Raw genomic sequence first — 15,534 nt, forward strand, 5'->3', positions numbered from 1 at the left:
TGATTTAGAGCGGTATGCAATTAAGTTGAATCGGGCATCCCGCTCTAAGTCTTTGTTTTAGCCGCATGATCTTATCCGAAAAGTCTGCAACTTTTCGGGATCATGCTCTAGCCCTTGGCGGAATAGCCGGGAATCGCCAACGGGTTGTCGGTCAGCGCCACGCGATCCGGCGTATCGACCTGAACACGCCCCAGAAACGCATCGAACAGCTGCCGGACATAGCTTTCCGGCAAATCCTTGGTGATCATCACCAGCCGCGTTTCATGCTTCCCCTCTGGCCATGCCGCAAGCCGCGCCGGCGGATGGAATATCTGCTGGACGCCGTGGATGACCAGCGGCCGGTCAGGATCCTCGGCAATTTCAATAATGCCCTTGACTCGCAGGAGCCTTTCTCCATGCGCTGAACGCAGGAGATCGAGAAACATCTCGAAAATCGCGAACGGCACCGGCTTGTCATGCTTCAACGAAAAGGAGCGGATCGAGGCATCATGCCGGTTGACGTCATGATGGTGGTGATCATTGTCGTGCCCGTCATGATGCTCATGATGGTGATGATGGCCGTCCTGTTGATCGAAGGCTTCGGCCTTGAGCCAGCGCTGAACATCGGCACTTTTCGTCTCTGGATTATAGAGCCCGCATTCGAACAGCGCAGCGTAATTGGCGCGCGAATCACTCGCCTCGATCACGTCCGCCGCGGGATTGAGGGAAGAGAGCCTCAGCCGCAAATTCCCAAGCCCGTCACGCGATTCGGGAAGATCCGCCTTGGTAATGACGATCCGATCAGCGACCGCCGCCTGCTTGACCGCTTCCATATGGGCGTCGAGCGTCGCCATGCCGTTAACGGCATCGACCGTGGTGATAACGCCATCCACCCGCAAAGCCTGCATCAGAACGGGATGCCCCATCACCGCCTGCAACACAGGGGCAGGATCGGCGAGCCCCGTCGTTTCAATCACGATACGCTTTAGACGCTTGATCCGGCCTGTCTGCAGCTGATCAATCAAGCCCGCCAGCGTATCGACCAATTCGCCGCGTACAGTGCAGCACAGGCAACCATCGGATAATTCGATGATGCCCTCGCTCGATTGCTCAACCAGCAGATGATCAATGCCGACATCGCCGAATTCATTGATGATGACAGCCGTGTCGCTCAGTGCCGGGTCCTTCAGCAGCCGGTTCAAAAGCGTGGTCTTGCCGGAACCGAGAAAACCGGTCAGCACCGAGACTGGGATGGCCTGCGCGGGAAGATTCATTGATCAACCGCCTTGATTGGTGACGGCCTGTGCCGCGCGGGGAACAAGGCTCGGCCTGGGCTGTGGCACCGGAACCTGCGAAATGTTGATGACGCCGGGCTTGGGCGCCTGCGCCGCGCCGATAAGACCGACTTGCACCGCCTTGGGCTCTCCCGCCATGGCATGGATATAGGGCGAATTGAGTTTCAACTTGCCCTCGACATCCCGGCCATCCCAGCGGTCGGCAAGCGCCTGTTGGCTGCAGAGCGCCGCGCGCATATCCGTCACCTGCGCCAGATGCGCCCCGTATGGACGAAGCGTCGCCAATGTCTCCGCGCCGGCGCCGGTCGATTGGAACCCTTGGGTGAGAAGCTGCGCCGCCTTTACCGCGCGTGACTCCTGGCTCGGTTCGCCAAGAACCACCGCAAGGATCGTGCGGCGGTTGCGAGTGGCGGTGGCGGCCAGATTGAAGCCCGATGCGCAGACGAACCCTGTCTTCATGCCGTCCGATCCGTCGAACCGGCCAAGCAGAATATTGTAGTTCGCCGTAATCTTCTTGCCTTGTCCGGGATCGATCGCTTCGGTCGAGAAATAATGCGCATATTGTGGAAATTCGCGCCGAATCTGCGTCGCCAGAACTGCAAGGTCGCGCGCCGTCGAATAATTATTGGGGTCTTGCAGCCCGTTCGGATTGGCGAAATGCGTGCCGAACATGCCAAGGCGCTGCGCTTCCGCATTCATCCGCTTGACGAAGCCCGCCTCCGTGCCGCCAATCGCCTCGCCGACCGCCACAGCCACGTCATTGGCCGATTTGACCAGCATGATGGTGAGAGCCGTATCGAGCGTCATCACCGAGCCCGGCTTATAACCCATCTTGCTCGGCGGCTCCTTGGAAGCGTTGACCGTCATGCGCACGGGTGAATTGAGCGTCACCTGCCCGCTCGCCAGCGCCCGGAAGGTAACATAGGCCGTCATCAGTTTCGTCAGCGATGCGGGATACCAGCGCGCAAAGGCGTTCTCCTGCGAAAGAACCTGGCCAGTGCCGACATCCACTACAATCGAGGGAATGGCAACAGCGGGCCGGGCAGGCGAATGCTGAGCGGGCGCGGGCGCAGGCTGGGCAAACGCGGACGAACCCCCGGTTGCCGCAAGGGCGATGGCCATTGTCCAGATTGCCAGAACTCTCGATATGTCACGCGCGCCGTCGAGTTTGAGCATTTGCACCTGTTCCTTGTCTATAAGGGAGACCGGATGAGAGCACACCCGCACCTGTGGCGCCGCCGCACCCGACGCGGGCGACCACCCACATGAGCGGAATTGAACGACGCGCACCCGAACAGGGCTTCACGTCGGGAAACAATGGGCCTATTTATCCCATGTGGCAGGGAAAAGGCAAAGACCATTGTTCCCCGCCCACGAAATCTCATAATGTTTCACGTGTCCCTTCCAAGCCGGAGCCATTGTAAATGCCATTGTTGAACCGCGCCGTCGAAATGCAGCAGGAAGTGTCTGAATGGCGCCGCCAGCTCCATCAGAACCCCGAGCTGCTCTACGATGTGCATGAAACGGCGCGTTTCGTGGCGGAAAAATTGCGGACTTTCGGTTGCGATGAAGTTGTTACCGGCATCGGCCGCACCGGCGTGGTCGGCCTTATTCATGGCCGGCATGGCGAGGGTACCACGATCGGCCTGCGGTCGGATATGGATGCCCTGCCCATCACAGAAACCTCAGCCAAGCCATGGATGTCGAAAACCAACGGTCGCGCCCATGCCTGCGGCCATGACGGCCACATGGCCATGCTACTGGGCGCCGCGCAGCATCTTTGCGAGACGCGCAACTTCAAGGGCCAGGTCGCGGTGATCTTCCAGCCGGCGGAGGAAGGCGGCGCGGGCGGCCTCGCCATGGTCAAGGACGGCATGATGGACCGTTTCGGCATCGAATCGGTCTACGGCATGCACAATCTGCCGGGCTTGGCCGTCGGTTCCTTCGCCATGCGCAAGGGTCCCATCATGGCGGCGACCGACGAATTCACCATCCATATCAAGGGCAAGGGCGGCCATGCGGCACAGCCTCACCGCACCATCGATCCAATCGTTACGGGCGCGCAGCTCGTCACCTTCCTGCAAGGCATCGTCTCGCGCGGCGCCGATCCGCTCGATGCGCTGGTGCTGTCAGTCACCAAGTTCCACGCCGGCGAAGCCTATAACGTCATCCCGGAAACGGCGGAAATCTGCGGTACGGTGCGCACGCTCAAGCCGGAGACGCGGGATTTCGCCGAAGGCAAGATCCGCGATTATGCGGCGGCCATCGCTTCGGCGACCGGCGCGGAAATAAAGGTCAACTATCACCGCAACTATCCCGTGACCTTCAATCATGACGCCGAGACCGATATCACTGCTGATGTCGCGCGAAAGGTTGCTGGCGACGCCCAGGTCAATGCCACGATCCCGCCCATGATGGCGGCGGAGGATTTCTCCTACATGCTCGAAGCCCGCCCCGGCGCCTACATCTTCATCGGCAATGGCGAAACCCCCGGGCTGCATCATCCCGCCTACGATTTCAACGACAACGCCATCCCCCACGGCATCAGCTATTGGGTGACGCTGGCGCAAGAGGCGCTTGCGGCGTAAAATCACAGCCGTATACAGGCTTGGCTAGCGGCGCGAAAATGGGTATGTGTGGCTTGAGCATGATCTTGAAAAGTTAACTAGCTTTTCAGATGAGATCATGCGGCTAAAAAATGTGGTCCCGTAGCTCAGTAGGATAGAGCATCAGATTCCTAATCTGAGGGTCACTGGTTCGAATCCAGTCGGGATCACCAATAAAATCAATATGTTATACAATGATTTATCTGAACAGAAGCTATGCACCGCACCATCAAAAGGCGGTGTCAGAAGCTTCTTAAGCGTCAGTGTTTTCTGTAGATTTTTTATTTTTTTACATCGATAATGACTTGACTCGGCTGATTACCTATATGTCGAACGAATCGATACGCTGCTATTAGAAAGGAGGTAGGTTGTATGGGTATAAACACTCTGCGTGCTGCAAAAACAATCTGCGAATCCAAGAATTGGCAGCTAAGCAATTTGCCGTTGCAAAAGCTCGTCTATCTTTCTCATATGGTGCATCTGGGTATGTATGACCAGCCATTGATAGATGGTACTTTCCAAGCGTGGGATTTGGGTCCTGTAGAGCCAAGTCTTTACGCTAAGGTTAAGGCATATGGTAACAAGCCTATACCAGACATTTTCGGCGTACCCAGTTTCCCCATTGGAAGCACTCAACGTACTGCTATAAATGAAGTCCTCAGGCAGATTGGAGACAGAAGTCCCTCGGTATTAGTTGAAATTACTCATCAACCCCACGGGGCTTGGGCTCAGCATTACCAACGACACATGATGGGTATAAAAATTCCTGATCAAGACATAAAAGGGGAATATGAAAAGCGAATCCGAAGGGCAACATCTAAAAAGAGCGCCTGATTTAATGAAGGGGTTGGAAAATGACGACGATTATCCGTCGCCCGCCCCTACATACGAAGCTATTTCATCACTTCAACAAGATTTAGAGGCCGAGCGGAATTCGCGGAAGGAAGAACGCTTTATTTGGTTCTTCGTTTTAATTCTGGTGCTTGATGTCTTCACATTCAAAGACATGGAAACGTGGTCGGGTCCCCTTATGGTCGGCATATTGGAGATCATCCTCGTAGTCGCCTTAGGCCGGAGATGGAGCATGGATCACATTTATACGATCACTGAGCTCATTATCAACAAATGGAACGGCAAATTCAGGCCAGAATAGCCTCCGTGTTCTGCCTTTCACCTCGCTTCCCCCTTCGTATCATTTGCATGACGAAATCTCCTCGCGTAATGATATCTCCCAAGAACCGGGGGAACAAATGAACCGCAGCGTCTGTTCAAGGCGCGTTGATTTCAGCTGCCGGGTTTTTAACTTTTCGTGGACGCTAAAACAGGGAGATTTTCATGCGTTCGATCATACTGGCGCTTCTTGCCGCCACCGCTCTTGCAACCCCGGCTTTGGCCAAGGACGTGACTGTCGCCGTAACGGCCATCGTCGAGCATCCGGCGCTCGACGCCACGCGCGACGGTGTGAAGGAAGCGCTTGCCGAGGCTGGCTTCAAGGAAGGCGAGAACCTGAAATTCGTCTATCAGTCCGCGCAGGGCAATGCCGCCACCGCGGCGCAGATCGCCCGCCAGTTCGTCGGCGATGCTCCGGATGTGATCGTGCCGATCTCCACCCCTTCGGCGCAGGCCATGGTTTCCGCGACGCGCGATATCCCCGTGGTCTTTACCGCTGTCTCCGATCCGCTCGGCGCGCAACTGGTGAAGAACATGGAGAAGCCCGGCGGCAACGTCACCGGCCTTTCCGATATGTCACCTGTTGCCGATCATGTCGCCTTGATCAAGGAAATCCTGCCCAAGGCCAAGACCATCGGCTTCCTCTATAATCCCGGCGAAACCAATTCAGTCTCGCTGCTCGCCGCCTTGAAGGAAGCCGCCGCGAAGGGGGGCCTGACGGTGGTGGAATCAGCGGCCACCAAGTCTGCCGATGTGCAGGGCGCGGCGCGCGCGCTCGTCGGCCGCGCGGACGTCATGTATGTTCCGACCGATAACACCATCGTCTCCGCGCTCGAAGGCGCGGTGGCGGTGGCGGAGGAAAACAAGCTGCCGCTCTTTGCCGCCGATACGGATTCCGTCAACCGTGGCGCCTTTGCAGCGCTTGGCTTCAACTACAAGGATGTCGGCAAGCAGACCGGCGCCATCGTCGCCAAGGTTCTGAACGGCGAAAAGCCCGGCGACATCCCGGTCACGGTCGCCAAGGGCACCGATCTCGTCGTAAACCTTGCCGCCGCGAAGAAGATGGGCGTGGAACTGCCGCAAGCCGTCATCGACCGCGCGACCAAGGTCATCAAGTAGTAGGAGCATGATCCCGAAAAGTTGCAGACTTTTCGGATAAGATCACGCGGCTAATGCAAGAACTTATGGACATCTGCGCGATAATTTTCCATTGAACGCGGCGGCGAGCCTTTCGCCGCCGCGTTTTTGGTAGCAGCGCCGGGAAACTTTGGGCGCATGGGCCTGCCAGCCCGATACGGAAAGGAAGTCATTTTGAAGGATCGTTCACAGTGAGCCAGATCGCCTTTTGGGGTGCGGTCGAACTGGGCCTCGTCTTTTCCTTTGTCGCGGTTGGCGTCTACCTCGCCTTCCGCGTGCTCGATTTTCCCGATTTGACCGTCGATGGCACGTTCCCGCTCGGCGCCGCCGTGACCGCCGTTCTGATCCTCGCGGGCATCAATGCCTGGGTGGCCGCGGCGGCTGCGATGCTGGCTGGCGCGGCCGGCGGGCTTGTCACCGCCGCCTTGAACCTCCGCTTCCATATCCTCAACCTCCTCGCCTCGATCCTGACCATGACCGCGCTCTTTTCGATCAATCTGCGCGTGATGGGCCGACCAAACGTGGCGCTGATCAATCAGGACACGATGATTTCGCCCTTCTATGGGCTGGGCCTCCCAGATTACTATGTGCGTCCGCTCTTCCTCGCCGTGCTGGTCGCCATCATGGTGCTGCTCGTATGGCGCTTTCTTGAGAGCGACATGGGCCTCGCCATGCGCGCCACCGGCGCCAACCCGCGCATGGCCCGCGCGCAAGGGGTGAGGACCGACCGGCAGATCTATCTGGGCATGGCGCTTTCTAATGCGCTTGTCGCACTCGGCGGCTCGCTCTTCGCCCAGACCAACGGCTTTGCTGATGTCACCGCCGGCGTCGGCACCATCGTCGTCGGCCTCGCCGCCGTCATCATCGGCGAGACGCTGTTCCGCAGCCGCCTGCTGCTGATCGCGCTCATCGGCTGCGTCGGCGGCTCCATCATCTACCGCATCGCCATCCAATTCGCGCTGTCGAGCGATTTCATCGGGCTGCAGGCATCAGACCTCAATCTCGTCACCGCCGTCCTCGTCACCATCGCGCTTGTCTTGCCCCGCCTGCGTCGTGGAGGAGCCGCCAAATGATCGAACTTTCCAATTTGGGCGTTACCTTCGGGCGCGGCACCCCGCTACAGAAACAGGCGTTATCCGGCATTAATCTGACGATTGACGAAGGCGCCTTCGTCACTGTCATCGGCTCGAACGGCGCCGGAAAATCGACCCTACTCGGCGTGCTGGCGGGCGACGTGCTGCCGACTGAGGGCAAGGTCGTCATCGGCGGCCAGAACGTCACCCGCAAGCCGACCGCCGACCGGGCGGGACTTGTGGCGCGCGTGTTCCAGGACCCGCTGGCGGGCAGTTGCGGCGCGCTTACCATCGAGGAGAACCTGGCCCTCGCCGCCGCTCGCGGCAAGACGCGTGGCCTCGCGCCGGCACTCGGCAAGAAGCGCCGCGACCATTTCCGCGAACGCGTCGCCGCGCTCAATCTCGGCCTCGAAAATCGCATGCATGACCGAATGGAGCTCCTCTCCGGCGGTCAGCGACAAGCGCTGTCTCTGGTCATGGCCACGCTCGCCGGCTCCGAGGTGCTGCTTCTCGATGAGCATACGGCGGCGCTCGATCCCGGCATGGCTGAATATGTGATGGAACTCACCCAGTCGCTGGTGCGCGAGAACAAGCTGACCACATTGATGGTGACCCACTCCATGCGTCAGGCGCTCGATTTCGGCACCCGCACCATCATGCTGCATGGCGGCAATATCGTTCTCGATGTCACCGGTGACAACAGGAAGAATCTGAGCGTCGAAGACCTCATCGAAATGTTCCGCCGCGTTCGCGGGCAAAGCCTGGACGACGATGAGTTGCTGATTGGATAATGGTGAATGGTGAATGGTGACGGGAGAGGTTTCTGCTCCGCGTCGGTCAATTGGCTTTTATCCAACCATTGACTATTCACTATTCCCCATTCACTGAATCCAACCATGGCTCAAAGAAAATCCCACGAAGTCGATAGCTTTCTTAAAAGCCCCGCCCGATCGTCATCGGCCATCGTGCTGCTCTATGGGCCGGACAAGGGGCTCGTCAGCGAGCGCGCAGCCGTCTTCGCGCGTTCGACCGGGTTGCCGCTCGATGATCCCTTCGCCGTCATCCGTCTTGAAGCGGACGATATAGACGCCGATCCGGCGAGGCTTGGCGACGAAGCACGCACCATCTCCATGTTTGGTGGCGAGCGCCTGATCTGGGTGCGCAATGCGGCTGGGCAAAAGGGCCTGGCTGAAGCCGTGAAGCATCTGGCTGCGGAGCCGCCGACGGATGCCCGCATTCTCATCGAGGCGGGAGATCTTAAAAAAGGCGCGGCCCTGCGCACGATCATCGAAGGCGCTTCGTCCACCATGGCGTTGCCCTGTTATAGCGATGATTCGCGCGGGATAGACACCGTTATCGATGACGTTCTCTCCCGCGAAGGCCTGCAGATGGCTCTCGACGCACGCCAACTACTGCGCGACAATCTAGGCGGCGATCGTCTGGCCACGCGTGGAGAATTGGAAAAGCTCTGTCTCTATGCCCATGGCAAGGACCGGATAACGATTGACGACGTGCGTGAGGCAATAGGCGATGTCAGCGCGATGTCACACGATGATATCGCCGACGCGATCCTTATCGGCGATATCTCGCGTTTCAGCAGCTCCTTCGACCGGACGGTCAAATCCGGCTCTCCGCTATTCCTTGTGCTCACTGCTACGATGCGGCAGTTCCAGCAACTCCAAATGCTGCGTTATGCCATGGAAGCAGAGGGTAAGAGCGCAACCACCGTTGTAGCCTCCGCCAAGCCGCCGATTTTCTTCAACCGCCGCAAGATTATTGAAACCGCACTTTCTCGCTGGACCGGTGAACGCCTTTCCAAGGCGATGGAGCGGCTGCAGAAAACTGTTTTGGAAAGCCGCCAGAACGCGGCTCTTTCAGTGCCCCTCATCCGACAGGCGTTGCTTGCCCTCACCGTAGAAGCCGCCCGCGCCAGTCGAGGGTAACGAGGCGGCGGGAATTGTTCCGGATACGAATCAGAAAAGGCAGGGTTGGATGCCATTCAACCATGCTATCTTATCAAGACGGATTAAAATCACAGCCTTATGAACTCGCTCCCAGTAAGGCGTGTTGAGAAATGGATTCCAGTACTTGTCACTGGAATCCATTCCTGAACATTCCCGTTTTCACTCTGTGAACAACGTTAAAACCGCATTAACTCTGCAGCCGTCGGCAAACCTCATCAAGCTGCTCCAGTGAGCTATAGCGGATGCGCACCTCGCCGCCCTTTTGGCGATGGTTGATATCAATCTTCATCCCCATCACGTCCGAGAGTAGCTTTTCTAGCGCCTTGGTATCCGCATCCTTCTGGGCCGGCGTTCTTTCCGCCTTCGGCTCATCTGGCCCCTTCCCTTGCGTCTGGGCCAGCGCTTCCGCCTGACGCACGGAAAGCCCCTCGCGCACGATCTGCTCGGCAAGCGCCGCCGGGTTTTCCGCCGTGATCAATGTACGAGCATGCCCAGCTGAGAGCGAACCATTCGTAATCATGTCCTGGACGTTCTGCGGAAGTTTCAACAGTCGCAGCGTATTCGCGACATGACTACGGCTCTTACCGATAACGTTTGCCAAATCAGCCTGGGTGTAACCATGCCCCTCGATCAGTTGCTGATAGCCCGCGGCCTCTTCAACGGGATTGAGGTCAGAGCGCTGGACGTTTTCGATGATGGCGAGCTCGAGCGCGACCCGGTCATCCACATCGCGGATAATGACCGGCAGCTTCGTTAGCCCGACCTTCTGCGCCGCCCGCCAGCGGCGCTCGCCGGCAATCAACTCCCAATAACGATCCGGATGTTCCGGATCCGGACGCACCACGACGGGCTGCACCACACCATGCTCGCGGATCGATTGCGCCAGATCCGACAGCTCGGCCTCGGTAAAGGCACGGCGCGGATTGCGTGGATTGCGACGAATGAACTCGATTGGAACCTGTCGCTCCATCTGAAAAGCGGGCTTTTTTGGCTCGGCCGGCCGATCCATTTCGCCGATCAAAGCCGCCAATCCCCGGCCAAGACGTTTTTTTGAAGGATCTTCGTTCATCTCAAGCACTCACATCTGTTTCGTATTCGAATCAATCTAAATCCAGTTATGCGCTATGGGATAAGTTTTATCCGGCTGCATTAGGATTTATGCTGCCCTTAGCTGCCGCTCGCGCTGAATAACTTCCGACGCCAGTTGAAGATAAGCCTGGCTGCCCGCGCATTTTAGATCATACAAAATTGCCGGCTTGCCATGCGATGGCGCTTCCGAGACTCGCACATTACGCGGGATAACGGTGCGATAAACCTTCTCACCCATGAAGGAGCGCACATCATCCACCACCTGCGAGGCCAGGTTGTTGCGGCTGTCAAACATGGTCAGCACGATACCCTGTATCGACAGTTCCGGATTGAGCGAATTGCGCACCTGGTTGACTGTCTCAAGCAACTGGCTCAAGCCTTCCAGAGCGAAAAACTCGCATTGCAGCGGCACCAGCACCGAGTCGGCCGCCGCCATGGCGTTGAGCGTCAACAGGTTGAGCGACGGCGGGCAATCGACAAGTATATAGCTATATCGCTCGGCCACATGAGAATCGAAGCGGAGCGCATCCCTCAAGCGGCGCGTCCGGTCCGGTGCTTGCGCAATTTCCATCTCGATGCCAAGCAGATCAAGCGTTGAGGGAACGATAAAGAGATTCGGAACGTCAGTCGCAATAGCCGCCTCCTCCACGGTCGAGCCTTGGGTGAGGACATCATAGGAAGAATAATCGCGATTGCGGCGGTCAATACCCAAGCCGGTACTGGCATTGCCCTGCGGATCGAGATCGACGATCAGAACCATTTCTCCAATCGCGGCAAGCGCGGTTGCCAGATTGATAGCCGTCGTCGTTTTACCGACACCGCCCTTCTGATTGGCAATTGTTATGATACGGGTTTGGTTCATCATACTGTCACCCTGGCTTTCGGCTCATGCATTGGAGGCAGTGGCATTCTGTCCGGTCCGACTGTTCTGCCCAATTCTTCTCAAATTGCTGATCTGAAGGATGACTGATCCCTCTCCGATGGCACTTGAATGTTCTATCAGATCATAGTCCCAAGCGTCACGGCTTTCCTCGATTTCTCGACGATATTCCCGGCCTTTTTGAAAAAGCGCGGTAGCACCCTCCTTTAGCCATGGCTCGGCGAGCGAGAGCAATTCCGGCAAAGAAGCAAGCGCACGCGCCGTTATAATGTCCGGTGCCTGAACATTATCCCACATCGCTTCGATGCGGCGGGCATGAACCTGCCCGGGAGCACCCGCTTGCGCTATTGCAGTTCGCAGAAATGCGGCTTTCTTACCGTTGCTCTCCACCAGATCGATTGATGAACCCACCCGTTCTTTCAAGAGAATTGCCAGCACCACACCCGGAAACCCACCGCCCGAACCGATGTCGAGCCATTTCCGCGCATCAGGCGCTAAAGAGAATAGCTGCGCGCTATCGAGAATATGTCGTTCCCAAAGATGCGGAAGCGTCGCAGGCGAAGAGAGATTGATAGCGGAAGACCATTTACGGAAATGTGCCTCGAACGATTCGAGCGATTCGAATGTTTCACGTGAAACAACCGGAACGAGATTCCGCAGCGTCGAGAATCGCTCTCCGTTCATGCGACGTCATGCTCCCGAGTTCCCACCTTCCGGCGCCCATCAGATTGTTGACGGCGCACCTGCGTGATGATCAGCGCCAGGGCGGCAGGCGTCATACCTTCAATCCGCTGCGCCTCGGCAATCGACCGCGGCCTTCTTAGACGAAGCTTTTGCTTCAACTCGTTGGAAAGTCCTGGAACTGCGTCAAACACAAGATCGACCGGGATCAAAAGCTGTTCCTCCCGCTCCATGACCGCAATATCCGCCTGCTGCCGCTCTAGATAAACTGCGTACTGTGCCTCGATTTCAAGCGCTTCCGCGGTAACACGATCGAAAGATTGAATTTCAGGCCAAATCTTCTGCAAGCGCGTGAGGTCGATGTCCGGGTAAGCAAGCATATCGTAGGCGGAGCGGCGGATACCATCCTGGTTTAGATGCAGCCCATGTTTCGCCGCCATGCTTGGCGTCAAGGACAGCTGTTTGGTTAGGTCGCGCGCTGCATTGAGCTCTTTTTGCCGCTCTGCAAAAAGGCTTCTCCGAGTCTCTCCGAGTATGCCAAGCCCATCAGCCAAGGGAGTTAGACGCTGATCAGCATTATCGGCTCGAAGAGAAAGCCGGAACTCAGCCCGCGACGTAAACATCCGATAAGGCTCGCTGACACCGCGCGACGTCAGATCATCGACCATCACGCCAATATAGGCCTCCGTGCGCAACAGAACTGCCGGCTCCACACCTGCCGCCCTCCGCGCTGCATTCAGCCCCGCGAGCAGTCCCTGAGCCGCCGCCTCCTCATAGCCAGTCGTGCCATTGATCTGCCCGGCGAGAAAAAGGCCACGAATTTTTCGCGCCTCGAGGCTGCGCTCAAGCTCACGCGGGTCAATATAATCGTATTCAATGGCATAACCGGGCTGCAGCATGACTACGCGTTCCAGCCCGGGGATAGTCTTCAACAGCGCCACCTGCACCTCTTCCGGCAGCGAAGTGGAAATCCCATTCGGATAAACCGTGTGATCGTCGAGCCCTTCCGGCTCCAGGAATATCTGGTGGCCGTCGCGATCACCGAACTTTACGATCTTATCTTCTACTGACGGGCAATAGCGCGGTCCCACCCCTTCGATCGATCCGGAATACATCGCCGAACGGTGCAAGTTCGCGCGAATGACCGCATGCGTTTCGGGCGTTGTCCGCGTGATCCCACAATCGATCTGCGGCGTAGTGATCCTGTCCGTCATCAGGGAGAACGGTACCGGCTCATCATCCGGCTTTTGCATATCAAGGCCGGCCCAATCTATGGTACGGCCGTCGAGCCGCGGCGGCGTCCCGGTCTTCAATCTTCCGAGCGCAAAGTTACATGCTTTCAGCCTATCCGAAAGGCCAAGCGCCGGCTGCTCTCCCATACGCCCCGCCGGGATCTTCCTTTCGCCAATGTGGATAAGTCCCCGCAGAAAAGTGCCGGAAGTCAACACCACCGCTCTGGATTGAAGCGTTTGCCCATTCATCAGTATAACGCCGGAAACCATCCCATCTTCGACGAGCAGATCGTTCACACCGCCTTCAATGACGGCAAGATTATCCTGATTGGCAATCGCTTGCTGCATTGCCTGGGCATAGAGCTTTCGGTCCGCTTGGGTCCGTGGTCCGCGGACCGCCGGTCCCTTTCTCCGATTGAGCAAACGAAACTGAATGCCCGCGGCATCTGCCACGCGACCCATCAAACCGTCGAGTGCATCGATCTCACGGACCAAATGTCCTTTTCCCAACCCGCCAATGGCCGGGTTGCAGGACATAATGCCAATCGTATCAAACCGATGGGTAACGAGCGCTGTCCGCGCGCCAAAACGAGCAGAGGCCGCCGCAGCCTCGCAGCCCGCGTGCCCTCCCCCTACAATGATTACATCGAATATCTGTGTCATGCCCAAGCTCTATCGCATTTGGCGGGAAATCGGAATCGATTTTTGATGAAATGACGTTTGGTTGAAATCGGTATGGAGCAGACGCCGCTGTGGCAATTTTGGTGAGTCAAGCAAACTTTATGGATTCCACAGATTGTTTCACGTGAAACATTGCTCGGAACGTTGTTCCAATAGTGATGGAAGGCTAGCGGACGGCGGTATTATGCGCTCTGAGTGCTTACATCTTCGTCGCCCTTATCGTCGTTCGGGACGGCGTATGCAAAATGAAAACTCCCGTTCGAAGAAGCGATGCCCTTCCGGCCCTACCTAACTCTATTCCATCCAACTTACAGTGGAAGCCATCGGCATAGGCCCACAGTGACCGTTGAGATTATAGAATGGCGCGCATGCCAAAATGTTTCACGTGAATCATTTGCCGATGCAGAACTGGGAGAAAATCACATCGAGAATATCCTCAACATCCACATCGCCCGTAATTCTCCCTAGAGTCTGGCTCGCACGGCGCAGGTGCTCCGCCCGCAACTCCAAGGACAGCGATTCACCTTCAATTGCCTCGACGATGTTCAGTTTGGCTGCTTCTAAAAGGTTCATGTGGCGGCGGCGGGTGGGCAATGCGTCGCTGATTGTCCCGGCTTTCGCTTCGGCGAACTGCCTGATCGCGTCGATAAGCTCATCGATGCCTTCACCGGATCGCGCTGAAATGCGGTAGTCCAAAGCAGTCTGCATATCAGCACCCGGCAAATCCATTTTATTGCCAATGCGCCAGATTTCCCCTTCTATGTCCGATAGCGCGACCTGTTCCGGGTCGCACATATCTTCAAGCAACAGCACAACATCAGCCGATGCAGCGCGTTCATGGGCGCGTGCGATACCGATCTTCTCCACAACGCTGCTTGCTTCCCTTATCCCTGCCGTATCCGTAACGAAGACCGGGATACCGCCAAGATCCAATTTTACCTCAATCAGGTCACGGGTCGTACCCGCTTCTTCCGATATGATTGCCACTTCGCGACCAGCCAGCTGGTTCAAGAGGCTGGACTTGCCGGCGTTGGGCGCGCCAACGATCGCGACGTGTAGTCCGTCACGGAATATTGATGCTCTTTTTCCATCTGCGAGGTGCTTGTCTATTCGCACGGTCAGGTCATCCATATTCCGCCAGACTTGTTGCGACACGGAACCCGGGACATCAGACTCATCGGCAAAGTCGAGTTCCGCCTCAATGAGCGCGCGCGCCTGCAGCAATTCCTTACGCCAGCCCATATAAAGGCCATGCTGCACACCGGATGCCGCCTGCAAAGCCAGGCGGCGTTGGCTTTCCGTTTCCGCCGCAATCAAGTCCGCCAAGCCTTCGGCAACCGTTAAGTCCATCTTGCCATTGGAGAACGCCCGGCGCGTGAATTCGCCTGGCTCCGCGATGCGGCAGTTCTTGAAACTCGAAAGCTCCGACAAAAACCGATCGATCACTGCCGCGCCGCCGTGCAAATGAAACTCGGCGCAATCCTCCCCGGTGAAGCTGCCCGGACCAGGAAAATAGATGACAAGCCCACGGTCCAGAAGCTCGCTATCTCGCGAATGAAATGAACGGTAAGTCGCCTTCCTTGGCTCTGGCATACCAGACATAATCGTTTCGATAACGAATCGAACATCTGGCCCGGATAAACGGATAACCGCGACACCGGAGGGTAACCGGCCGCTGGAAAGGGCAAAGATCGTATCGCGAAAAACTGACTGCATGTCATTCATCATTCGTTGCGTAAGCGAATCA

General features: G+C 57.2%; 14 protein-coding genes and 1 tRNA gene. 8 read left to right on the forward strand and 7 right to left on the reverse strand.

Annotated features, from left to right (window positions below; all coding sequences use genetic code 11):
- Positions 1-107 precede the first annotated feature (107 nt).
- Together C7477_RS06190 and C7477_RS06195 are read right to left on the reverse strand one after the other, a co-directional pair.
- On the reverse strand, positions 108-1,253 hold the full coding sequence (locus C7477_RS06190; protein ID WP_110750104.1) for a CobW family GTP-binding protein: 1,146 nt from the start codon (positions 1,251-1,253) through the stop codon (positions 108-110).
- A 3-nt stretch (positions 1,254-1,256) separates the two neighbouring features.
- The gene (locus tag C7477_RS06195; protein ID WP_245411741.1) at positions 1,257-2,450 is read right to left on the reverse strand and encodes a D-alanyl-D-alanine carboxypeptidase family protein; all 1,194 of its coding nucleotides are present in this window, start codon (positions 2,448-2,450) and stop codon (positions 1,257-1,259) included.
- A 248-nt stretch (positions 2,451-2,698) separates the two neighbouring features.
- Between C7477_RS06195 and C7477_RS06200 the strand changes: the two genes are divergently transcribed.
- The 8 genes from C7477_RS06200 to holA all read left to right on the forward strand — a co-directional run bounded on the left by C7477_RS06200 (position 2,699) and on the right by holA (position 9,203).
- Positions 2,699-3,862 carry a M20 aminoacylase family protein gene (locus C7477_RS06200; protein ID WP_110750106.1) on the forward strand — a complete coding sequence of 388 codons (1,164 nt, stop codon included), beginning with the start codon at positions 2,699-2,701 and terminating at the stop codon, positions 3,860-3,862.
- Between the two features lie 114 nt (positions 3,863-3,976).
- Positions 3,977-4,053, forward strand: a tRNA-Arg gene (locus C7477_RS06205).
- A 199-nt stretch (positions 4,054-4,252) separates the two neighbouring features.
- Positions 4,253-4,714 (forward strand): Panacea domain-containing protein, encoded by a 462-nt coding sequence (locus C7477_RS06210; protein ID WP_110750108.1) that lies wholly within the window; start codon positions 4,253-4,255, stop codon positions 4,712-4,714.
- Positions 4,671-5,033, forward strand: a complete 363-nt coding sequence (locus C7477_RS06215) for a hypothetical protein (protein ID WP_146226072.1) — start codon at positions 4,671-4,673, stop codon at positions 5,031-5,033. Before C7477_RS06210 ends, C7477_RS06215 begins: the two co-directional genes overlap by 44 nt.
- Before the next feature lie 182 nt (positions 5,034-5,215).
- Positions 5,216-6,169, forward strand: coding sequence for an ABC transporter substrate-binding protein (locus tag C7477_RS06220; RefSeq protein ID WP_110750112.1), 954 nt, complete (start codon positions 5,216-5,218; stop codon positions 6,167-6,169).
- Positions 6,170-6,378: 209 nt separating this feature from the next.
- A complete protein-coding gene (locus tag C7477_RS06225) occupies positions 6,379-7,260 on the forward strand; it encodes an ABC transporter permease (RefSeq protein WP_110750114.1) in 882 nt (293 codons plus the stop codon).
- On the forward strand, positions 7,257-8,051 hold the full coding sequence (locus C7477_RS06230) for an ABC transporter ATP-binding protein (RefSeq protein ID WP_110750116.1): 795 nt from the start codon (positions 7,257-7,259) through the stop codon (positions 8,049-8,051). Before C7477_RS06225 ends, C7477_RS06230 begins: the two co-directional genes overlap by 4 nt.
- Positions 8,052-8,156: 105 nt before the next feature.
- A complete protein-coding gene (holA, locus tag C7477_RS06235; RefSeq protein ID WP_110750118.1) occupies positions 8,157-9,203 on the forward strand; it encodes a DNA polymerase III subunit delta in 1,047 nt (348 codons plus the stop codon).
- A 208-nt stretch (positions 9,204-9,411) separates the two neighbouring features.
- Here the strand turns inward: holA and C7477_RS06240 are convergent, their stop codons facing one another.
- The 5 genes from C7477_RS06240 to mnmE all read right to left on the reverse strand — a co-directional run bounded on the left by C7477_RS06240 (position 9,412) and on the right by mnmE (position 15,503).
- Positions 9,412-10,293 carry a ParB/RepB/Spo0J family partition protein gene (locus C7477_RS06240; RefSeq protein WP_110750120.1) on the reverse strand — a complete coding sequence of 294 codons (882 nt, stop codon included), beginning with the start codon at positions 10,291-10,293 and terminating at the stop codon, positions 9,412-9,414.
- An 87-nt stretch (positions 10,294-10,380) separates the two neighbouring features.
- Positions 10,381-11,178 (reverse strand): ParA family protein, encoded by a 798-nt coding sequence (locus C7477_RS06245; RefSeq protein ID WP_110750123.1) that lies wholly within the window; start codon positions 11,176-11,178, stop codon positions 10,381-10,383.
- Positions 11,179-11,199: 21 nt separating this feature from the next.
- Positions 11,200-11,877: a 16S rRNA (guanine(527)-N(7))-methyltransferase RsmG gene (gene rsmG / locus C7477_RS06250; RefSeq protein WP_110750125.1), complete on the reverse strand. Its 678-nt coding sequence runs from the start codon at positions 11,875-11,877 to the stop codon at positions 11,200-11,202.
- Complete coding sequence (mnmG, locus tag C7477_RS06255; RefSeq protein WP_110750127.1) at positions 11,874-13,769, reverse strand: tRNA uridine-5-carboxymethylaminomethyl(34) synthesis enzyme MnmG; 1,896 nt, start codon at positions 13,767-13,769, stop codon at positions 11,874-11,876. The genes rsmG and mnmG overlap by 4 nt, the downstream gene beginning before the upstream one ends.
- 408 nt (positions 13,770-14,177) lie before the next feature.
- Positions 14,178-15,503, reverse strand: coding sequence for a tRNA uridine-5-carboxymethylaminomethyl(34) synthesis GTPase MnmE (mnmE, locus tag C7477_RS06260; protein WP_425373524.1), 1,326 nt, complete (start codon positions 15,501-15,503; stop codon positions 14,178-14,180).
- Between the last annotated feature and the right edge of the window lie 31 nt (positions 15,504-15,534).

Source organism: Paramesorhizobium leguminum, from assembly GCF_003217235.1.
Lineage (GTDB): Bacteria > Pseudomonadota > Alphaproteobacteria > Rhizobiales > Rhizobiaceae > Paramesorhizobium > Paramesorhizobium leguminum.